The following is a 19,345-nucleotide window of genomic DNA, read 5'->3' as shown; positions in this document are numbered from 1 at the left end:
CCTTGCGGCTGCCATCGCGGCCTGACCTTGCGCTCACCCCTCGCGCAGGTAGCGTCCGTTCACCCATCCGGTGACCTGGACCCCGCCCGTCTTCTGGATCTTGCACCAGCGGGATTGCCCCGACACCTGGCACCCAAGGTTCTTGACCCTGGCCCCCTGGGCAAGTCGGGCAATCACCGTCCCCTGCGTCGACGCCTTGGAGCGCACGTTCAGGAAATCGCCGGCAGCCAGCCCGGCCACTACATAGAAATCCGGGCCGGAGCCACCGGACCCGCCGCCGACCGGGGGCTGGATCGCAATCGGTCCACGCGATTCGCGCAGGTAGCGGGCGGCGACCCAGCCGGTGACGTCCATCCCGGTGAGCGATCGGATCCGGCACCAACGCTGGGACCCGGTCATCCGGCAGCCAAGGTTTCTGACGATCTCGTCGTTCTTCAGCGTGGCAAGCACGGTCGAGCCGGATCTTGGCTCAAGTCGGACACCAAGGCGTTCGTTGGCCGCAAGGCCCCGCACCGCCCAGTAGTCCGGGCCGCCCGCCAGATCGTCGTCGGTCGGCCTCTCCGCCCCTTCCACAAGGAAACGCCCCGAGACGTAGCCCGATATCTTGCCATCCATCGTCTCGACCTCACACCACCGGGCGCTGCCGCCCCCGATGCAAAGCCCCTTGGTCACCCGCGTTCCGTAGCCAAGCGTCCCGACCACCGGGAACAGCGCGGACGGGCCGCTGCGGACGTTGATGCGCGCGCCGGTCGCAATGCCTCCGATGGTTGTCACGCCGGGGCCCGTCACCGGCTCGGCCCGTTCTGAAACCTGGGCTTGTGACGCCAGGGTTGTGGCCAGGAGAACCGCCAGAACGAACCCCGCAATCAAAGGAAGGCGAATTCTGATCGATCTTGCAAACGACATATCCATGCGGGGTCCTCGAATCATTGCAGGTCAACGCGGAAACTTCATCGTAGCATCAGACGGGGCGTTCTTCACCGACGAGGTAATTGCAGACACTTGATGCCAGGTCGCAGCCACGCGCCGCCACGGCGCCGTTGTAACAGCCGTCCGCGCAGGGCCGCATGCCGGTGTCGCCATCAACCCAGTGGGTTGAGCCTTGGCATGACCCCAGTTACGGGCGCCGGACGTAGTGCAATCCCTAACCCGCGGTTAACGCCCGCAGACAACCCACTGGAATCCCTTGATGGGCCAAGCCTGTCCACCGTGGACACCCGCTCGCGCTTGCCTGCCTGCTTCCGACCCGCTAGGAAACGCGGGACCCTTTGCATGGCAGGCCAAAATGCGTCTCTCCCGCTACTTCCTTCCCGTCCTCAAGGAAAACCCCGCCGAGGCGCAGATCGTCTCGCACCGCTACATGCTGCGGGCGGGCATGATCAAGCAGCAGGCCGCAGGGATCTATTCCTGGCTGCCGCTGGGCCTGCGGGTCCTGCGCCGGGTCGAGGAGATCGTGAACCAGGAACAGATCCGCGCCGGTCACATCCCGCTTCTGATGCCCACCCTGCAGCCCGCCGACCTGTGGCGGGAATCCGGCCGCTACGACGACTACGGCCAGGAAATGCTGCGGATCAAGGACCGGCAGGAGCGCGAGATGCTCTACGGTCCCACCAACGAGGAGATGATCACCGACATCTTCCGGTCCCACGTCAACAGCTACAAGGACCTGCCGCTGACGCTCTACCACATCCAGTGGAAGTTCCGCGACGAGATGCGGCCCCGCTTCGGCGTGATGCGCGGGCGTGAGTTCCTGATGAAGGACGGCTACAACTTCGACGTTGACCGCGACGCGGCGCTGCATGCCTACAACCGCCACATGGTCAGCTACCTGCGGACCTATGAACGCATGGGCCTGACCGCGATCCCGATGCGCGCGGCCTCGGGTCCCATCGGCGGCGACAACACGCATGAATTCCTGGTGCTGGCCCAGACCGGAGAGAGCGAGGTCTTCTACGACGACCGCGTGACCGCCCTGAAACTCGGCCAGCGCGACATCGACTATGACGACCGCGATCAGGTGGCCGACGTCTGCAAGGAGTTCACCACCCTTTACGCCCGCACCGACGAGACCCACGATCAGGCGGTATTCGACCAGGTCCCCGAGGCGCATCGCAAGGTCGGCCGCGGCATCGAGGTCGGGCAGATCTTCTACTTCGGCACCAAGTATTCCGAGGCGATGGGGGCCGAGGTCACGACCGCCGAGGGCACCAAGGTTCCGGTCGAGATGGGGTCGCACGGGATTGGCGTCAGCCGCCTTCTGGGCGCGATCATCGAGGCCAGCCACGACGACAAGGGGATCATCTGGCCCGAGGGGGTCACGCCCTTCCCGGTCGGGATCGTGAACCTCAAGCAGGGCGACAGCGCGGCGGATGCGGCCTGCGAAGGGCTGTACAAGGCGTTGAAGGCCAAGGGGCTGGAGGCACTTTACGACGACCGCGACGAACGCGCCGGGGCGAAGTTCGCCACGATGGACCTGATCGGCCTGCCCTGGCGGATCACCGTCGGCCCTCGGGGTCTGGCGAACGGGGTGGTAGAACTGACCTCGCGCCGCACGGGCGAATCCGAAGAGGTCTCGCCCGGGGCCGCCGTCGACCGCATCGCCCAGATCTACGCCGGGCACTGATTTGGCGGATTGCGGCTGTTGCGGCCGCGACCCGAAACCACCTCCTCGGGTTTCTGCTGACCTCAGCGCCTGCGCCCGTTATGCTGCGCCGGAACGGAGGCCGTCATGTCAAAGCTCGTCGTCCGCTGCTTCTCCATTTCGGTCGACGGCTTCGGCGCCGGGCCGGACCAGTCGCTGGCCGATCCTCTTGGCAAGGGCGGCATGGCGCTGCACGGCTGGGTGTTCAAGACCAGGACCTTTCAGGCGATGCACGGCGCGGGTGGGGGCGAAGCCGACAGCGTGGACGAAGGCTTTGCCGCCGAAGGGTTCCGCAACATCGGTTCCTGGATCCTGGGCCGCAACATGTTCGGCCCGGTGCGCGGGCCTTGGCCAGACGAGGACTGGAAAGGCTGGTGGGGCGACGAGCCGCCCTATCATTGCCCGGTCTTCGTCCTGACCAACTACCATCGGCCCGACCTGGTGATGGCGGGGGGCACGACCTTTCATTTTGTCACCGACGGGCTCAACGACGCCCTGACCCGCGCCAGGGCCGCTGCCGGGGGCAAGGATGTGCGCCTTGGCGGCGGGGTCGCGACCCTGCGCGAGGCATTCCGGGGCCGCCACATCGACGAGGCGCATTTCGCGGTGTCGCCCGTCTTGCTGGGCCAGGGTGAGGCGCTGTTCGCGGACCTCGACCTTCCGGCCCTTGGCTACCGCGTTATGCGCCAGGTCGCGGGCGAGGGGGCCAATCATATCGTCATCGGGCGGGACTGATCCGACCTAAACCCCTTGACCTTTGCGGCCCTGCGGTCACCTTCACCCCCGACACGCACATTCAGGAGGCCATCATGGACTATCGTCGCTTGGGCAAATCGGGGCTGAAGGTATCGGAGTTCTCTTTCGGTTCTTGGGTGACTTTCGCCAAGCAGGTCGACCTGCGCCCCGCCAAGGACCTTCTGACCGCCGCCTATGACGCCGGGATCAACTTCTTCGACAACGCCGAAGGCTATGAGGCGGGCGCGTCCGAGCTGGTGATGGGTCAGGCGATCCAGGAACTGGGGTGGGGCCGGGACAGCTATATCGTCTCGTCCAAGGTGTTCTGGGGTGGCGAGAAGCCAACCCAGCGCGGGTTGTCGGCCAAGCATGTGACCGAGGCGTGTCACGCGGCGCTGAAGCGGCTGCGGGTGGAGCATCTGGACCTTTACTTCTGCCACCGCCCCGACATCGACACGCCGATCGAGGAAACCGTGCGGGCGATGCACAACCTGATCGTTCAGGGGAAGGTTCTGTATTGGGGCACCTCGGAATGGTCCGGCCAACAGATCACCGAGGCGCATCTGGTGGCGCGGCGCGACGGCCTCACCCCGCCGGTGATGGAGCAGCCGCAATACAACCTCTTCGAGCGGGAAAAGGTCGAACGCGACTATGCGCCAGTCTATGACACCTTCGGACTTGGCACGACGATCTGGTCGCCTCTGGCCTCGGGCTTGCTGACCGGCAAGTACAACGACGGCATCCCGCAGGACAGCCGGGCCGCTCTGCCCGGCTATGAATGGCTGCGCGACATCATCGCCGGGCCGAAGGGTCGGCGGCGGGTCGAGCAGGTGAAGGCGCTGGCGAAGATCGCCGAGGGCGCGGGGATGCCGATCCATCACCTTGCGCTGCTGTGGTGCCTAGCGAACCCGCGGGTCTCGACGGTGATCCTGGGGGCCTCGCGGCTGGAGCAGCTGACCGACAACCTCAAGGCGCTGGACCACAAGGCCAAGCTTACGCCGGATGTGCTGGCAGCGATCGAGGAAGTGGTGCAGAACAAGCCCGAAGCACCGCAGCGGTTCTGAGGGAAAGCGAATGGCAAAGGCACTGGTCACCTGGGGCGGATGGGAAGGGCACGAGCCCGAAAAGGTCGGCCCGATGTTCGCCGACTGGCTGCGCGAGGAAGGGATGGAGGTCACGCTGACCGACAGCCTTGCGTGTTTCGACGACGCAGAGGCGCTTAAGGTCTACGACCTGATCGTCCCGGTCTGGACCATGTCGAAGATCGAAAAGCAGCAGGCGTTGAACGCCTGTGCGGCCGTGGCGGCCGGCACCGGGATCGCCGGCTGCCACGGCGGCATGTGCGACGCCTTCCGCGAGAACGTCGACTGGCAGTTCATGACCGGCGCGCAATGGGTGGCGCATCCGGGCAATGACGGGGTGGAATACGGGGTGCGGATCACCTCGGACGCCCCTCTGGTCGCGGGCGTCGGCGATTTCACGGTGACGACCGAGCAGTATTACCTGCACGTCGATCCTGCGGTGAAGGTCCATGCCGTCTGCGATTTCCCGGTGGTGGACGGCCCGCATGCTGTGAACGGGCCCGTGGCGATGCCGGTGGTCTTCACCAAGGGCTACGGCGCGGGGCGGGTCTATTACAACGCACTTGGCCACCAGAAGACCGTCATCGACCACGGCCCGGCGGCCGAACTGATGCGGCGCGGGCTTCTCTGGGCCGCGCGGCGGTGACGTGGGGTCAGATCGCGGGAAGGTGGCTTGACCGGCGCATGGCCCCGGTCATCTTCTGGTAACAATCCCTTGCCAGACTGGACCCATGCCCCTTCCCGCCGATCACTACCGCACCTTGAAACGCGAGCTGTCGCTGGGCGAATTGCTGGCCGACGGCATCGTGCATGCGCTGGCCCTGCTGGCCGGGTTGATCGCCTTCCCGCTGTTGCTGTTTCACGGATTGCAGACCGCCGGCCTTGGGACCTTCACCGCCCTGACGGTCTATGCGGCCGGGTTCTTCCTGATGTGGGGCTTCTCGCTGGCCTACAACATGACCCCGCCCTCGGCGTTGAAGTGGCTGCTGCGGCGGTTCGATCATTCGATGATCTATGTGATGATTGCCGGGACCTACACGGCGCTTATCCCGCATCTCGACGGGGCGTGGCCCTGGGTGCTGGGTGGTGTCGTCTGGACCGGCGCGGTGCTGGGCATCCTGGTAAAGGTGGTGCTGCCGGGTCGCTATGACCGACTGTCGATCCTGGCCTATGTCATGCTGGGCTGGGTCGGGATCATCGCCATCGGCCCGGTGACTGCGGCCTTGCCCGCCGTCTCGCTCTGGCTGCTGGTGGCTGGGGGTGCGACCTATGTGGCGGGCGTCGGGTTCTACATCTGGGAACGGTTGCGCTTTCAGAACGCGATCTGGCACGGCTTTGTCGCCGTGGCCGCAGGGTTGCACTTCGCCGCCGTTGCGGTCGCCCTTGCCTGACCGGGCGGTGGGCGGATCGCCCACCCTACGCCTGCCTCCTCAGCCCATCGTCACGACAAGATTACCCGGCTTGTGGAAGCTTTCGGCGACCCGGTGCGCCTCGCTCAGCTGGGAGAAGGGCAGGACCGGGCCGACGATGGGCGTGTAGCCGCCCGTCTTGTGCAGATCGATCAGGCGCTGCATGGACGGCAGGTCGTCCTTGTTGGTCCCGGTGATGAACCTTCGGGACCGCAAGGCCGAGGCAAGCATTTCGGACAGATCGGCGGTGATCAGGACCAGTCGGCCCTTGGGGGAGAGGAGAGGCTTTGCCCCCTTCCAGCCAAGGCTGCCCATCACGTCGAGGATCACGTCGAACGGACCCTTCGGCGGTCCGCTGCGGTAGTCGGTGACCTCGGACGCGCCAAGCTGGCGGGCGAGGGGGTGGTTGGCGGGCGAGGCGGTGGCGGCGACTTCGGCTCCGATATGGCGGGCGATCTGGACAGCGGCACTGCCGACAGATCCGGTGGCCCCTGCAACAAGCAGGCGTTCACCGGAAGCAAGCTTGGCGCGGTCGATCAGGAACTCGGCGGCAGTGAGGCCGCCGAAGAAGAAGGCGGCGCCCTGTTCGTAGCTGAGGCTTTCAGGGAGGGGCAGCACGGCCCCGGTGGCAGGGATCGTCAGGTATTCGGCATGCGCGCCGCCCTTGAACCCCTTCAGGCCGAAGACGCGCTGGCCTTCCTGGAACGTGGTGACGTTGAAGCCGAGGGCCGCAACTTCGCCCGCGAAGGCCCATCCGGGGGCGACCTTGGGGCGGGACCAGCCGATGGCCAGGCGGATCATCAGGCCGAGGCCACGGGGGACCTTTCCCGACCGCATGCGGGCGTCGCCTGCGGTGACGGGGGCGGCGCGGGTGCGGATCAGAAGCTCTCCCGGTCCCGGGGTGGGGATGGGGGCGTCTTCCAGGACGACGGTCTCGGGGCCGCCGTAGGCGGTGTAGCGGGCGATTTTCATGGGGTGAGGGTGGGGGTCGCAAGGGTGCAGGTCAAGGGAGGGGAAACCGGACCTTGGATGTGTCCACGGTGGACATTTCTGGATTACGGTTTGAAGTCAAAGGGTTGGTCTTGGGCGTTAACCGGGTGGTAAGGTTTGGGCGGCGGTGCTTTGCGGCCCGTGAAAACAGTCCAGTGGACATTTGTCAGCCCCGAACACCCGCGGCCGCTGCCAAGGGCCGGGGGAGTCGGGCTGAAGCCCGACCTACGGGTTGGGCGCTGCGACCACCCGGGCTATTTGACCTTCTTGCCCGCGATGACCATGCCGTCCTTGCTGAGGCCCGAGTTCGCGGTGGCCAGCACCTTGGGGGCTTCCTTCTTGGGCTTCTTGGCCTCTTTGTTGCCTTTGCTTCTGTCCTTGGACATCTGGGGGTTCCTTGTCTGCCCGGAGGAGGCTGCCGCCAGAGGCTGACGGGCGTCAGCGCGCGGCATCAGGGGCGCACCGCTTGCGCGGGGACGGAGCCTGTAGGGGAGAGGTGGGGGGCGGGGGGAGGGAATGCAAGGGTTCGGGTGGGGGGCTTGGTGTGGCGGGGGGAGTCGGTCTGAAGCCCGACCTGCGCAGTGCCTGTCATCCCCGCGAAGGCGGGGAGCCAGTTGCATCGGCAGGCCATGGGTCCCCGCTTTCGCGGGGATGACAGGGGGAGAGGGCAACGCCGGGGTGCATAGCTGACGGGGTCGGTAGCAGGTGAAATTCCATCTGCCGTTGTGCTAGGATTGTGAGGATGAAACACGCCCAACACTTCTTATATCCTAAGAATTCTTGAAACCTCAGCTAATGCCGATTTAGCATCACCAAGTTTCACTAAATCAATTTCTGCTATTCTAATCGTCGGTGAAAGACCATTTCGCAACGGAAGAATGTCTCGAAGTGTGTCAAACAATGCTCTTTGGCAGTGCCGTCCACCCAAGAATGGAAACTCTGCTGTTGGCCTTCGAAACCCTGCCGCCCCTTTTCTCATGGCGGCGTCTTGGTGCATTTGACAAAGAGACATATAGTATGCCCGATCAAATCCAAGTTTAAGTTCAGCAGGATATAGAGAGAGTGCTATCTCTCTTTGACTAGTAAAATGCTGAGTTTCATCAAACTCAAGTATGCAGTTCAGATCTGGGAGAAACGCATCTGGTCTCAACTTCGATTCTCTCTTGCTTTGCATGCCAGAAAGGTCGCCTCCAAGAGCACGAAATACAGCCGAAATATCTTCATCGTCCGGATCAAAGGTGTTTGTCAGCCACGCGAAAGTGCGTGCCTCAACTCGCGTGATCGACTGAACCATGCCAATGAAGTTTCTCTCAGCGCTTCCCACGATTGAACATCCAACTCCTCCACAAACCGCGCGTTCATCTGAATAGACTGAAACCGCCGCACCGGATTCTTGCCCATCAGGCGCTCAACACCCGCTGCACAATCCCCGGCTCCTTGGCGATCAGCGCAAGCAATACCCGCGCCGGGCCGTCGGGCACGCGGCGTTCCTGTTCCCAGTTCAGCAACGTCGCCTTCTTCACCCCGATGGAACGCGCGAACTCGGCCTGGCTGAGGCCGGTGCTGGCGCGGATGGCCTTGACGTCTGGGGTGGGGACTTCGATGTGGTGGACCACATAGCCTTCGCGGGCGCCTTGCAGGTAGGCTTCGACCTCTTGCAGGCCGCGCATGATCGAGTCGTAGGTCTTGGTCATTTCTTGCCTCCGTAACTTCCTGCGATGCGCGCTGCCGCGTCATTCATCGCTGCCTGTTCGCCCGCAGTCACGTTTTCTCGTTCATTCTTGGCAAACACATCCATCAGAAACACCGGCAAGCCTTGGCCCGGCGCGTAGAAGTGGATCGTTCGGAAACCACCGCTCTTTCCGCCGCCTTCACGCGCGAAGCGCACCTTGCGCAGACCGCCGCCGAGCGACACGCCTGCCTCTGGCTGCACAGACAGGGTGTCCACTATTCTCATTCGCTCCACCTCGGTCAGCAGCGCTTTGGCCTTGCGCGAGAACTCTGGCGTTTCGACGACCGTTACGCGCATGTATGCGCCATTGGCGTATAAGTCAATGACTCACACATCCAACTCCTCCACAAACCGGGCATTCTCCTGGATGTACTGAAACCGCAATTCCGGCTTCTTGCCCATCAGGCGCTCCACCAGGTCGGAGGTGTCGCCCGGTTCGTCCTCATCAATCGACACCCGGATCAGCTTGCGGGTGGCGGGGTTCATCGTGGTGTCTTTCAGGTCCTTGGCGTCCATCTCTCCCAGCCCCTTGAAGCGCTGGACGTCGATCTTGCCTTTGCCTCCCAACCCCTTGGCGAGCCACAGCTCTTTTTCGGCGTCGTCGGCGACGTACATCCTCCGCGCGCCTTGGGTCAGGCGATACAGGGGCGGGCAGGCGAGGTAGAGGTGGCCCTTGTCGATCAGCGGGCGCATCTGGGTGAAGAAGAAGGTCATCAACAGGCTCGCGATATGCGCGCCGTCGACGTCGGCGTCGGTCATGATGATGATCTTTTCATAGCGCAGGTCATCGAGCTTGAAGCGGGTGCCCATGCCGGTGCCAAGCGCCTCACAGAGGTCGCGGATTTCGGCGTTGTCGTTCAGCTTGGCGGAGGCCGCGCCGAGGACGTTCAGGATCTTGCCCTTGAGGGGGAGGAGGGCCTGAGTCTCGCGGCTGCGGGCGCCCTTCGCTGACCCCCCAGCCGAGTCGCCTTCGACGATGAAAAGTTCGGTGTTGTCGCGGGTCTTGGAGGAGCAGTCGGTCAGCTTGCCGGGCAGGCGCAGCTTCTTGGTGGCGGTCTTGCGCTGGGTTTCCTTTTCCTCACGCCGCCGCAGGCGTTCTTCGGCGCGCAGGACGAGGAAATCCAGGATCGCCCCGGCGGACTTGGTGTCGGCGGCAAGCCAGGTGTCGAAATGGTCGCGGACGGCGTTTTCGACCCATTTGGCGGCTTCCTCGGTGGAAAGCCGGTCCTTGGTCTGGCCGACGAACTGCGGCTCGCGGATGAAGATCGAGAGGAGCGCGCAGCCGCCGGTCAGAAGGTCTTCGCGGGTGATCTGCTCGGCCTTGCGGTTCTTGACGCGTTCCCCGTAAGCGCGGATGCCTTTCAGGATCGCGGCCCAGAACCCGGCCTCATGCGTGCCGCCTTCGGGGGTGGGGACGGTGTTGCAGTAGGAGTGGAGGTAGCCGTCCTGCGCGGGCGTCCAGTTGATCGCCCATTCGACGGAGCCGGGGAGCTGGTATTTCTCCTCGAAGCTGACGCGCCCGGCGAAGGGGCGGTCAGAGTAGGTGGTGAGTTTCTTGAGGCTGTCGTTGAGGAAGTCGGCGAGGCCGCCGGGGAAGTGGAAGGTGGCCTCTTGCGGCGTGTCGCCGTCGGGGATGGCGGATTTCCAGCGGATTTCGACGCCCGAGAAGAGGTAGGCCTTGGACCGCGCCATCTTGAAAAGGCGGGAGGGTTTCAGGGTCTGGTGGCCGAAAATCTCGGGGTCGGGGTGGAAGGTGACCCAGGTGCCGCGGCGGTTCTGGATGGGGCCGAGTTTCTGGATGGGGCCAAGGGGGATGCCGCGGGAGAAGCTTTGTTCGTAGAGTTCCTTGTTCAGCGCGACCTGCACTGTGAGGGCGTCGGAGAGGGCGTTGACCACCGATGAGCCGACGCCGTTGAGGCCGCCGGAGGTGGAGTAGGAATTGGCGTTGAACTTGCCCCCTGCATGAAGGGTGCAGAGGATCACCTCCAGCGCGGATTTGCCGGGGAATTTGGGGTGCGGGTCGACCGGGATGCCGCGGCCGTTGTCGCGCACGGTGACCGAGTTGTCGGCGTGGAGTTCCAGTTCAATGCGGTTGGCGTGGCCTGCGACCGCCTCGTCCATCGCGTTGTCGAGGATCTCGGCGACCATGTGGTGCAGCGCGCGTTCATCGGTGCCGCCGATGTACATGCCGGGGCGTTTGCGGACCGGCTCCAGCCCTTCGAGGACCTCGATCGAGGAGGCGTCATAGGTGGCGGCGCCGGAGAGCAGGTCGTTCATGGGTCACCCTTTGGGAAAGTGGCGGTATTAGAGCATTGGTTGTGCACAGGGCGCAAGATGTGGGGTCTGGTCGAAGCGGGCAGGGCGGCCTAGGTTGGGGCAAAGCAATGGAGGATGTGGCGATGCGGGTACTCTTTACGGGCGGATCGGGCAAGGCGGGCAAGCATGTGGTGCCCTATCTTGTGGCGCAGGGGCACAAGGTGATGAACTTTGACCGGGTGCCGTTGGGGCTGGCGGGGGTGCATGACCTGACAGGCGACATCTGCGACGCGGGGCAGGTCTATTCCGCGATGCGGACCCATGCGGGGTATGAGGAGATGGAGGACGGGGCGGCAAAGCTGTTCGATGCGGTGGTGCATTTCGCGGCGGTGCCGCGCTACGGGATGGTGCCGGACACCGAGTGCTACCGGGTGAACACGGTCGGGACCTACAACGTCATCGAGGCGGCGTTGAAGATGGGAATCCGCAAGGTGATCATCGCCTCGTCCGAGACGACCTATGGGGTGTGTTTCAGCGATGGGGTGGTGGACCCGAAGGTCCTGCCGCTGGACGAGGACTACGACATCGACCCGATGGACAGCTACGGCATGTCGAAGAAGGTGAACGAGGTCACGGCGCGCAGCTTTCAGCGGCGGTTCGGAGCGGATGTCTATGCCCTGCGGATCGGCAACGTGATCGAGCCGCATGAATATGCGACGGTCTTCCCGGCGGCGGCAGCGGACCCTGGCCTGCGGCGGCGCATCACCTTCAGCTACATCGACGCGCGGGATCTGGGGCAGATCGTGGATCTGTGCCTGAAGAAGGATGGCCTCGGGTTTCAGGTCTTCAACGCGGTGAACGACGAGAATTCGGTGCCGCAACCGAACTCGGAACTGCTGGCGACGTATTTCCCGAATGTGCCCCTGTCGCGGCCGGTGGGAGAGCGGGAGAGCCTGCTCTCGAACCGGAAGATCAAGGAGGTGCTGGGGTTCAAGGAGGCGCACCCCTGGCGCAAGCAGGTTTCCTGACTGGAGACATGAGGCGGGCCGCAATGCGCCCGTGGCAGGATAGGCACGGCCTTGGGTTGAAGCCGGACCGCCGCACCGTCGGGTGCAGCGGTCTGCAAGACTAGGTATGGAGCACGGCGCCAGGGTGTGCCTGTGCCCTGCGGCGCAGGATTTGCAGAAGTTTGCGCTCCAGCCAGATGTAGATGCGGGCCGAAATGATGCCGGCCAGGATCGACGCGAAGAACGCCACCCACGGCACCGCATGGCCGAAGGCCTTGTTTACCACAGAAAGCATCGGGTAGTGCGTGAGATAGATGAACATCGAGGCTCCGGCGATCTCGGCCACCACGGTCTTCAGCTTGGCGGGGACGGCAAGGGATCGCACGAATATGATCAGAGTGCAGCCACCAGCGACGTACAGCGCGGCTGACGATGGTTCAAAGTAGTACGGGGCCCAGACCGCACACAAGACGCCCGCGAAGATCCGCGACGGCATGGTCTTGGCGGAGGCGATGATCATGCCAAGGGCGAAGCACCAACCGTAATGCCAGGGCGTCCGATGGTAGTTGTAGTCGCCATCCCAGTTTGCCTCGACGAACATGTCGATGGCGATCGCGAAGACAAACAGGGCCAGGGCACTTGGAAGCGGATGGCTGTGGAAGGCTGCGCGCACCTTTGGCACCAGGAACAGAAGCATGCAGACAAGCATCAGCTGGATGTAGATTTCGGCGAAGTAGAACGTGTAGCCGGTAATGTTTGCCGGGGTCTGGTAGTTCGAGACAAGGACCAGGGATGGCCACTCGAAGTTCCGGGTCGCCAGTTCAAAAATGGCGTCTATCAGGACTGTCGGGATCGCGACCGCGAAGATCGTTCCCCACAGCGTCTTTACGCTGCCCGAGCGGATGATCTCGGGCATCTGGAAGCGGGCGACCGAGTATCCCGCAAGGATCAGCAGGAAATAGGCCGCGCCCCAGTTCTGGCTGTAGACGAATGCATCGGCATGAAGGCCGATGATGCAGATCATGAAGAAGGCCCGCGTCAGGGTGACTGTCTCCAGCTGGCGCCAGGTCGACTTGTCGCTGTTCTGAACGTGGCGCTGCAAGTCGGTTGTGCTCAGCCTCTCCCATTCGTCGGGCAGCGCACCGAAGTGCCTCTCGAAGGACAGTGAGAACTGGATGTAGTGAAGGGAATCGCCACCCAGCGATTCGAACGAATCTTCGGGCCGCACGTCTTGCCCCGGAAACTCGAACCGAAAGAGCGAGATGACGTCGGTGATCTTGTCCGGGCCAATGGTCGCCTGAACGGGCGCCGTCGCCTGGCGTTCTTCAAACATCTGGGCAAGCTTGCGGCGTTGGACTTTGCCGGTGCCGGTGACCGGCAGGGCATCAACGGTCATGACATGAAGCGCGCTACCGGCGGCAATACCCATGTCCTGAAGGGCTGCCGCCGCAGCGGCCTTCACCTTTTCGGTCGTGATTGCCTGACCGACTGTCGCGACCAGAACCCCTTCACCGCGCTGGGCATCGGGGACCTTGGCGACAGCAATCTGTGCTGTTTCGGTGAGGCGGGCGCGAATTCGTTCTTCCAACTGGTCGGGAACGATCTTCTGGCCGCCGCAGTTGATCAGGTCGTCGGCGCGGCCGTCGAAGAAGAGATAGCCGTCCTGCAAATGACCAAGGTCATTGGCCTGCAGCCAGCCGTCGGCATCGGTCAGGTCATGCAGTCCGTCCGCGTCGATTCGAGACCTTGCGACATGAGCGCCGCGGATGCGGATGCGGCCGTCAGGCTCCAGGGCAATTTCGCCCGTGCCAACGGGATGGCCGACCGAGTCCAGCAGGTGATCGGGCACCTCCGAGATCTGCAGGAAGGTGCTGCGCGAAGCTTCGGTAAGGCCATAGTGCTGCACGATCAGGGCGTTCGGGAACATCTCGCGGATGCGGCGCTTTTCGTCAGCGGTCATGTGCTGCGAGCCGATTTCCATCCAGCGCAGGGCCTTGCCCGCCACGCCGACAAGCGCGGGGTCGGCCAGAAGCAGGCGCAGAAGGGTCGGAACGGCAGACAGCGCGTTGACCTCGCCCGCGGACAACATGCGGGCCAGTTCCAGCGGATCGAAGCCACGCGGCGGAAGATAGGCCTTGCCGCCCACCGCGCTGACGGCCCGGTAGCGGGCCATGCCGAAGCTGAAGGTCGCAGGCACGCCGACGTATTCGCGGATCTCGGAGGTCATCCGCATCACGTCGATGATGCGTTCGGTCGTGTCGCCAAGGTTGCGGTAGGTCAGAAGGATGCCCTTCGGTACGCCTTCGGTGCCCGAGGTGTAACTGATCTGGGCGGGCGTGTCGTCCCGGATTACCGCATGCTTTGCGGTGAACCAGCCGGTCTTCTCGACCGGGTCGATGCAGCGGTCGATCGTCAGGCCGTGTAGTTGGCCGACCTGGCTGGCGTCCGTGACCAGGACCAGCGGCCGATGCTGGTCGTAAAGCGCGAACATTTCTTCGACGAAGCCAAGGGAATTCTTGCGCACAATCGCAGTGGCCTGAAGCCCGTCAGTAGACATCTTGTTCGCCTTCCTGGACTGGGCATGATGAACGCCCGGCGCCGAGCAGTAATCCCGGTTCGTGACCAAAGATTGTCCTAATCTGGAATTGATTTCGCACATGGGCGCTCTGGCGCGCCCTGCGCTTCACGGGTCAGGTCGGGTTTACGGGCTCGGCCATCCTTGCGGCCCACATCCTCTGGAACGCCTCGCGCGACTGGCAGCGGTCAAGCCAGGCCTTCACGGCCGGGAATTCGGCCAAGAGGGTCGGGTGGCCCTGGGCGTAGCGCAGGCACTCGGCCAGGTTCAGGTCGGCGACGGTGAAGCGGTCGCCCAGGAGGTAGCCATGCGCGGACAGGTGTTCCTCCAGCCGGGCCAGGGGGCGGCGGAGTTTCGCGGCGCAGATCGAGATCGCGGCCTGGCCCTCGGCGGTCTTGTCGCCGCCCTGGCCGGTGATGGTCTGGATCTCAAGCGCCGGGCCTTCGATCGAAGTGACGGCGAGGAGCGTCCACTGGTCCAGATGTGCGGCCTCGGCCGGGGTCTGTGGGGCCAGCGCGCCGCCGCGGGTGCGGGCGATGTGGTTGGTGATGGCAAGGCTTTCGGTCAGCACCAGATCGCCGTCGACGTAAGCCGGTATCTGACCGATGGGGTTGACCTTCAGGAAGCCCGGCGAAGCGGTGTTGAATGGTGCGTCGGTGGCGCGTGCGTCCTTCAGCCGGTAGGCCTGGATTACCGGGACGTGCTCGAAGGCTGCGTCCAGTTCGTACAGAAGCCAGATCGGACGCGAAGCGCGGCTGCGGAAGACGCCGTAGAGGGTGGGCATGGGGGACTCCATCGCTATCGTGTCAACCTATGCCGGGCGCCGGGGAAGCAAAAGGGGCTACCGTTGGCACGCGGTCTTGATCGGGATCAAGGCAAAATGCCGCAGTCCATGCCAAGGGTTGAGCGATCACGGTGACTTGGAGGTGCCCCGATGGACGACAGCGCGAAGACCCTGAACCCCGAGGCTGCCGAAGCGGTGCCCGGCCCCAGGACCTTTCCGGTCGCAGACAGCCCGCTGCATCAGGCCTTCGAGTCCGGCCGTTATCCCTATGCCCGCCTGTTGGGCCGCGTCGCCTACGAAGCCGAGAAGGCGAAATTTCAGGCCGAGCTTCTGAAGGTCCAGATCTGGGCGCAGGAGACCGGCCAGAAGTTCGTGATCCTGATGGAGGGGCGCGATGCGGCCGGCAAGGGTGGCACGATCAAGCGGTTCATGGAGCATCTGAACCCGCGCTACGCCCGGGTCTGCGCGCTGACCAAGCCCTCGGATGTCGAGAAGGGCCAGTGGTTCTTCCAGCGCTACATCGCGCATCTGCCGACGGCGGGGGAAATGGTGTTCTACGACCGCAGCTGGTACAACCGGGCGGGGGTGGAGCGGGTGATGGGGTTCTGCTCACCCACCGAGTACCTGGAGTTCATGCGCCAGGCGCCGGAACTGGAGCGGATGCTGGTCCGGTCCGGCATCCGGCTGTACAAGTACTGGTTCAGCGTGACGCGCGAAGAGCAGCGGGCGCGCTTCATGGCGCGCGAGACCGACCCCTTGAAGATGTGGAAACTGTCGCCCATCGACAAGGCGTCTCTGGACCGTTGGGACGATTACACCGAGGCGAAAGAGGCGATGTTCTTCTACACCGATACCGCCGACGCGCCCTGGGTGATCGTCAAGTCGAACGACAAGAAGCGCGCGCGGCTGAACTGCATGCGGCATTTCCTGTCCACGATCGACTACCCGAACAAGGATCATGCCGTGGTGGGCACCACCGACCCGCTGATCGTCGGGCGGGCGCAGCAGGTCCTGGGGATGGGGCCGGACATCTATGATGCGGCGACTCATCCGGCGATGCAGCGCGGCTGATTGGTGCCGGGGGTGGGCCGCAGCCCTTGGCGTTCGGCCCGCGGACCATTACCTTGCGCGGCATGTGGCGAACGACATTCCCTTCTGTCCTTTCCGTGTGTCTTGCGGCTGGACCGGCCCTGGCCCATCCACATGTCTTCATCGACACCAGGATCGAGATCCTGCTGAACGACCGGAACGAGGCGACGGGCCTGCGGGTCAGCTGGACTTATGACGACCTCTATTCGCTGTACATCGTCGGCGACATGGGGCTGGACCCGGACTGGGACGGCAAGCTGACCCCCGATGAGGTGGCCCGGCTTTCCGGTTTCGACATGGACTGGATCGACGGCTTCGAGGGCGACACCTTCGCGCTGATGGCGGGTGCGCCTTTGGGCCTGTCGGGGCCGCGCGACTGGACGGCGGGCTATGCCGACGGCAAGATCACCTCGACCCATGTCCGCGACTTTGCCGCCCCGGTGGCGGTCGCGGCCGAGCCTCTGGTCGTGCAGGTCTATGATCCAGGCTATTACGTGGCCTATGCGATCCCCTTCGATCCGGTGGTGACGGGTGGCACGGGGTGCACGGCGCAGGTCTTTGTCCCGGATCTGGACGCTGCGTCCGAGGCGTTGCAGGCCGCGCTGGCGGAATATACCCCCGATGTGGACCTTGAAGCCGAGTTCCCCGCCGTGGGCGCCAACTTCGCCGAGGAGGTTCGCCTGACATGCGCCGCGCCCTGACCTATGCCGGTCTGGCGCTTGTGGTATTGGGGGCGGTGCTTTGGCTGACCGGCGCGCTGGGGCCGGCGGCCGACGCGTTGCAGGCGGCGCAGCGCGCGGCGCAAGAGCGCCTGGCGGGCGCGATCCGCGCCATGCGGGGCGGCGAGCCGGGCGCCTTGGCGGCCTTCTGGGCCGTGTGCTTCGGCTATGGCGTGCTGCATGCGGCAGGGCCGGGGCATGGCAAACTGGTGATCGGAGGCTATGGCGTGGCGCGGCGGGTGCCGGTGGGGCGGCTGGCGGCGCTTGCGTTGGCATCCAGCCTGGCGCAGGCGGCGGTGGCTGTAGGACTTGTCTATGTGGCGCTGGCGGTTCTGGGGCTGACGCGGACGGCGGTGGAGGGCACGGCAGAACGCTGGATGACCCCCGTCGGCCACGCGATGATCGCGGGGCTGGGGCTGTGGCTGGTGTGGCGGGGGCTGCGCAGTCTGCGGCGGCAGCAGCAAGAGGAGGAGCACCTTCAGCCCGCCGACGGGCATCCCCACGACGAGCATCCCCACGACGGGCATCGCCATGACCACATCCACGGGCCGCACTGCAAACATGCGCATGGGCCAAGCGTCGAGGACGTCGAACGCATCGGCGGTTGGCGGGACGGGCTGGCGCTGGTCGCGGGGATCGCGCTGCGGCCCTGTTCGGGGGCGCTGTTCGTGCTGGTCCTGACCTGGCAGTTGGGGATCGCGCTGGCGGGGGTGGCCGGGGCTTTCGTCATGGGCCTGGGCACCGCTATCGTGACCGTGGCCGCGGCGCTGCTGGCGGTCTGGGCGCGGGAGGGGGCCTTTGCCGGCCTTGGCTCCTCCGGGGTCGCGCGGGCGATGCCGCTGGTTCAGCTTGCCGTGGGCGCGGTGATCGCGGTGGCGGCGGGGGGGCTTCTGATCGCCAGTCTCTGACGCCGCGATGCGGCGGAGAGGGTGGGTTGTGCCCCGCCGGACGCGGCGGTAAGTCAGCGCCATGACTGTACAAATGTCCAAGTCGGCCCACGCGAGGGAGACCCTCGTGCTGGGCCTGCCACTCATCGGATCGCATCTGGCCCAGATGGCGCTGCATGTGACCGATACGGTCATGGTCGGCTGGTATGGCGTCGTGTCGCTGGCTGCCGTGGTGCTGGGTGCCTCGTCCTTCTTCATCGTCTTTGTCGTCGGCTCGGGCTTTGCCAAGGCCGTCATGCCGATGGTCGCCTCGGCGCTGGGCCGGGACGACGAAACCCAGGTCCGCCGCGACACGCGGATGGGGATCTGGCTGTCCATCCTGTATGGCCTTGTCGTCTATCCGCTCTTCTGGTGGTCCGAGCCGATCCTTCTGGCGCTGGCCCAGGACCCGGAGGTCGCTGCGCTGGCGCAGGACTACATGCGGATCGCTGGCCTTGGCATGGTTCCTGCCCTGATCGTCACGGTGCTGCAAAGCTACCTCTCGGCGCTGCACCGGACGCAGGTTGTCCTCTGGGTCACGCTGGCTGCGGTCGCGGTGAACATCGGCGTCAACTGGGCGCTGATCTTCGGAAATGCCGGCTTCCCCGAGATGGGCGTGCGTGGCGCGGCCGTCGCAACCGTGGTGGTGCAGGTCCTGTCGCTGGCAATCCTGGGGCTATACGCCCATCTTCTGCCGGAGCTGCGGCGATTCCACCTGTTCCAGCGGTTCTGGCGGCCGGACTGGCACGCGATGCGCCAGGTGTTCCGGTTGGGCCTGCCCATCGGACTGACCGGACTTGCCGAGGGCGGGATGTTCCAGGCCTCGGCCCTGATGATGGGCTCGATCGGGACGGTCCAGCTTGCGGCGCACGGCATCGCGCTGGAAGTCGCCGCGCTGACCTTCATGCTGCATGTGGGCCTCTCCAGCGCCGCAACCATCCGCATCGCGCGGTTCGACGGGCAGGGCGACCGGGTGGCGTTACGGCAGGCGGCGCAGGTGGCTGTAGTGATCTCGCTTGGGGTGGCCCTTGCCTCGGTGGTGCTTCTCTTGCTGACGCCGGGACCCATTGTGGCGCTTTTTCTGGACCTGTCGAAGGCGGAGAGCGCGGCGATCCTGGCCTATGGCACGGTGCTACTGGGGGTGGCGGCGCTGTTCCAGCTGGCCGACGGGACGCAAGTGATGGCGCTGGGTCTGTTGCGCGGGGTGCAGGATACGCGAGTGCCGCTGATCCTGGCGGCGGTCAGCTACTGGCTGATCGGCATCCCGTGCAGTTATCTGCTGGCCTTCCCGCTGGGCTACGGTGGCGTCGGGTTGTGGTTCGGTCTGGTCATCGGCCTCTTTTGCGCCGCGGGCAGCCTGATGTGGCGGTTCTGGCGGCTGGTGCGCTAGGATGGCGCGT

At 64.8% G+C, this 19,345-nt stretch carries 19 protein-coding genes; 10 read left to right on the top strand and 9 right to left on the bottom strand.

Features of this window, described 5'->3' with window-relative positions:
* Positions 1–33: 33 nt before the first annotated feature.
* On the bottom strand, positions 34–774 hold the full coding sequence (locus tag Q8M85_RS06060; protein ID WP_305541623.1) for an SH3 domain-containing protein: 741 nt from the start codon (positions 772–774) through the stop codon (positions 34–36).
* 511 nt (positions 775–1,285) lie between these two features.
* Here Q8M85_RS06060 and proS point away from each other — a divergent pair.
* From proS to Q8M85_RS06035, 5 genes are all read left to right on the top strand, one after another.
* Positions 1,286–2,623, top strand: a complete 1,338-nt coding sequence (proS, locus tag Q8M85_RS06055) for a proline--tRNA ligase (protein WP_305541621.1) — start codon at positions 1,286–1,288, stop codon at positions 2,621–2,623.
* A gap of 105 nt (positions 2,624–2,728) precedes the next feature.
* Entirely contained in the window at positions 2,729–3,376 is a 648-nt protein-coding gene (locus Q8M85_RS06050; RefSeq protein WP_305541619.1) for a dihydrofolate reductase family protein, read from the top strand.
* A gap of 74 nt (positions 3,377–3,450) precedes the next feature.
* A complete protein-coding gene (locus tag Q8M85_RS06045) occupies positions 3,451–4,440 on the top strand; it encodes an aldo/keto reductase (RefSeq protein WP_305541618.1) in 990 nt (329 codons plus the stop codon).
* Between the two features lie 10 nt (positions 4,441–4,450).
* On the top strand, positions 4,451–5,104 hold the full coding sequence (locus Q8M85_RS06040) for a ThuA domain-containing protein (protein WP_305541616.1): 654 nt from the start codon (positions 4,451–4,453) through the stop codon (positions 5,102–5,104).
* Positions 5,105–5,189: 85 nt separating this feature from the next.
* Positions 5,190–5,849 (top strand): hemolysin III family protein, encoded by a 660-nt coding sequence (locus tag Q8M85_RS06035; protein ID WP_305541615.1) that lies wholly within the window; start codon positions 5,190–5,192, stop codon positions 5,847–5,849.
* Between the two features lie 39 nt (positions 5,850–5,888).
* Here Q8M85_RS06035 and Q8M85_RS06030 read toward each other — a convergent pair whose 3' ends face one another.
* The 6 genes from Q8M85_RS06030 to parE all read right to left on the bottom strand — a co-directional run bounded on the left by Q8M85_RS06030 (position 5,889) and on the right by parE (position 10,866).
* Positions 5,889–6,839, bottom strand: a complete 951-nt coding sequence (locus Q8M85_RS06030; RefSeq protein WP_305541613.1) for an NAD(P)-dependent alcohol dehydrogenase — start codon at positions 6,837–6,839, stop codon at positions 5,889–5,891.
* Between the two features lie 272 nt (positions 6,840–7,111).
* Positions 7,112–7,243, bottom strand: coding sequence for a hypothetical protein (locus Q8M85_RS06025; protein ID WP_305541610.1), 132 nt, complete (start codon positions 7,241–7,243; stop codon positions 7,112–7,114).
* A gap of 377 nt (positions 7,244–7,620) precedes the next feature.
* Positions 7,621–8,181, bottom strand: coding sequence for a hypothetical protein (locus Q8M85_RS06020; RefSeq protein WP_305541607.1), 561 nt, complete (start codon positions 8,179–8,181; stop codon positions 7,621–7,623).
* Positions 8,182–8,257: 76 nt separating this feature from the next.
* On the bottom strand, positions 8,258–8,551 hold the full coding sequence (locus Q8M85_RS06015; RefSeq protein ID WP_305541605.1) for a DNA-binding transcriptional regulator: 294 nt from the start codon (positions 8,549–8,551) through the stop codon (positions 8,258–8,260).
* Positions 8,548–8,886 carry a type II toxin-antitoxin system RelE/ParE family toxin gene (locus Q8M85_RS06010; RefSeq protein WP_305541602.1) on the bottom strand — a complete coding sequence of 113 codons (339 nt, stop codon included), beginning with the start codon at positions 8,884–8,886 and terminating at the stop codon, positions 8,548–8,550. Before Q8M85_RS06010 ends, Q8M85_RS06015 begins: the two co-directional genes overlap by 4 nt.
* A gap of 30 nt (positions 8,887–8,916) precedes the next feature.
* Positions 8,917–10,866, bottom strand: coding sequence for a DNA topoisomerase IV subunit B (gene parE, locus Q8M85_RS06005; protein WP_305541599.1), 1,950 nt, complete (start codon positions 10,864–10,866; stop codon positions 8,917–8,919).
* Positions 10,867–10,988: 122 nt separating this feature from the next.
* Between parE and Q8M85_RS06000 the strand changes: the two genes are divergently transcribed.
* Complete coding sequence (locus Q8M85_RS06000) at positions 10,989–11,873, top strand: NAD(P)-dependent oxidoreductase (protein WP_305541596.1); 885 nt, start codon at positions 10,989–10,991, stop codon at positions 11,871–11,873.
* A 100-nt stretch (positions 11,874–11,973) separates the two neighbouring features.
* On the opposite strand, the gene Q8M85_RS05995 is transcribed toward Q8M85_RS06000, so the two are convergent.
* Together Q8M85_RS05995 and Q8M85_RS05990 are read right to left on the bottom strand one after the other, a co-directional pair.
* Positions 11,974–14,409, bottom strand: a complete 2,436-nt coding sequence (locus Q8M85_RS05995; protein ID WP_305541593.1) for an AMP-binding protein — start codon at positions 14,407–14,409, stop codon at positions 11,974–11,976.
* Positions 14,410–14,542: 133 nt separating this feature from the next.
* Positions 14,543–15,211: a glutathione S-transferase family protein gene (locus Q8M85_RS05990; protein WP_305541591.1), complete on the bottom strand. Its 669-nt coding sequence runs from the start codon at positions 15,209–15,211 to the stop codon at positions 14,543–14,545.
* A gap of 150 nt (positions 15,212–15,361) precedes the next feature.
* On the opposite strand from Q8M85_RS05990, the gene ppk2 reads away from it, so the two are divergent.
* From ppk2 to Q8M85_RS05970, 4 genes are all read left to right on the top strand, one after another.
* Positions 15,362–16,282: a polyphosphate kinase 2 gene (gene ppk2, locus Q8M85_RS05985; protein WP_305541588.1), complete on the top strand. Its 921-nt coding sequence runs from the start codon at positions 15,362–15,364 to the stop codon at positions 16,280–16,282.
* Positions 16,283–16,377: 95 nt separating this feature from the next.
* A complete protein-coding gene (locus tag Q8M85_RS05980) occupies positions 16,378–17,001 on the top strand; it encodes a DUF1007 family protein (protein ID WP_305541585.1) in 624 nt (207 codons plus the stop codon).
* Entirely contained in the window at positions 16,986–17,927 is a 942-nt protein-coding gene (locus tag Q8M85_RS05975; RefSeq protein ID WP_305541584.1) for a nickel/cobalt transporter, read from the top strand. Before Q8M85_RS05980 ends, Q8M85_RS05975 begins: the two co-directional genes overlap by 16 nt.
* Positions 17,928–18,000: 73 nt before the next feature.
* Complete coding sequence (locus Q8M85_RS05970; RefSeq protein WP_305541581.1) at positions 18,001–19,335, top strand: MATE family efflux transporter; 1,335 nt, start codon at positions 18,001–18,003, stop codon at positions 19,333–19,335.
* Positions 19,336–19,345: the final 10 nt, after the last annotated feature.

The sequence above is a fragment of the Tabrizicola sp. genome (assembly GCF_030694085.1).
Lineage (GTDB): Bacteria > Pseudomonadota > Alphaproteobacteria > Rhodobacterales > Rhodobacteraceae > Tabrizicola.
The sequence above is the reverse complement of the archived record's forward strand: the minus strand, read 5'-3'. Positions and strand labels throughout refer to the sequence as shown.

Bases quoted from the DNA above. Each gene is read 5' to 3' on its own strand.
- Q8M85_RS05995 (WP_305541593.1), bottom strand. From the start codon at position 14,409: ATGTCTACTGACGGGCTTCAGGCCACTGCGATTGTGCGCAAGAATTCC.
- parE (WP_305541599.1), bottom strand. From the start codon at position 10,866: ATGAACGACCTGCTCTCCGGCGCCGCCACCTATGACGCCTCCTCGATC.
- Q8M85_RS05975 (WP_305541584.1), top strand. From the start codon at position 16,986: ATGCGCCGCGCCCTGACCTATGCCGGTCTGGCGCTTGTGGTATTGGGG.
- Q8M85_RS05970 (WP_305541581.1), top strand. From the start codon at position 18,001: ATGTCCAAGTCGGCCCACGCGAGGGAGACCCTCGTGCTGGGCCTGCCA.
- Q8M85_RS06010 (WP_305541602.1), bottom strand. From the start codon at position 8,886: ATGCGCGTAACGGTCGTCGAAACGCCAGAGTTCTCGCGCAAGGCCAAA.
- proS (WP_305541621.1), top strand. From the start codon at position 1,286: ATGCGTCTCTCCCGCTACTTCCTTCCCGTCCTCAAGGAAAACCCCGCC.
- Q8M85_RS06040 (WP_305541616.1), top strand. From the start codon at position 4,451: ATGGCAAAGGCACTGGTCACCTGGGGCGGATGGGAAGGGCACGAGCCC.
- Q8M85_RS06000 (WP_305541596.1), top strand. From the start codon at position 10,989: ATGCGGGTACTCTTTACGGGCGGATCGGGCAAGGCGGGCAAGCATGTG.
- Q8M85_RS06035 (WP_305541615.1), top strand. From the start codon at position 5,190: ATGCCCCTTCCCGCCGATCACTACCGCACCTTGAAACGCGAGCTGTCG.
- ppk2 (WP_305541588.1), top strand. From the start codon at position 15,362: ATGGACGACAGCGCGAAGACCCTGAACCCCGAGGCTGCCGAAGCGGTG.
- Q8M85_RS06015 (WP_305541605.1), bottom strand. From the start codon at position 8,551: ATGACCAAGACCTACGACTCGATCATGCGCGGCCTGCAAGAGGTCGAA.
- Q8M85_RS06050 (WP_305541619.1), top strand. From the start codon at position 2,729: ATGTCAAAGCTCGTCGTCCGCTGCTTCTCCATTTCGGTCGACGGCTTC.
- Q8M85_RS05990 (WP_305541591.1), bottom strand. From the start codon at position 15,211: ATGCCCACCCTCTACGGCGTCTTCCGCAGCCGCGCTTCGCGTCCGATC.
- Q8M85_RS06030 (WP_305541613.1), bottom strand. From the start codon at position 6,839: ATGAAAATCGCCCGCTACACCGCCTACGGCGGCCCCGAGACCGTCGTC.
- Q8M85_RS06045 (WP_305541618.1), top strand. From the start codon at position 3,451: ATGGACTATCGTCGCTTGGGCAAATCGGGGCTGAAGGTATCGGAGTTC.
- Q8M85_RS06025 (WP_305541610.1), bottom strand. From the start codon at position 7,243: ATGTCCAAGGACAGAAGCAAAGGCAACAAAGAGGCCAAGAAGCCCAAG.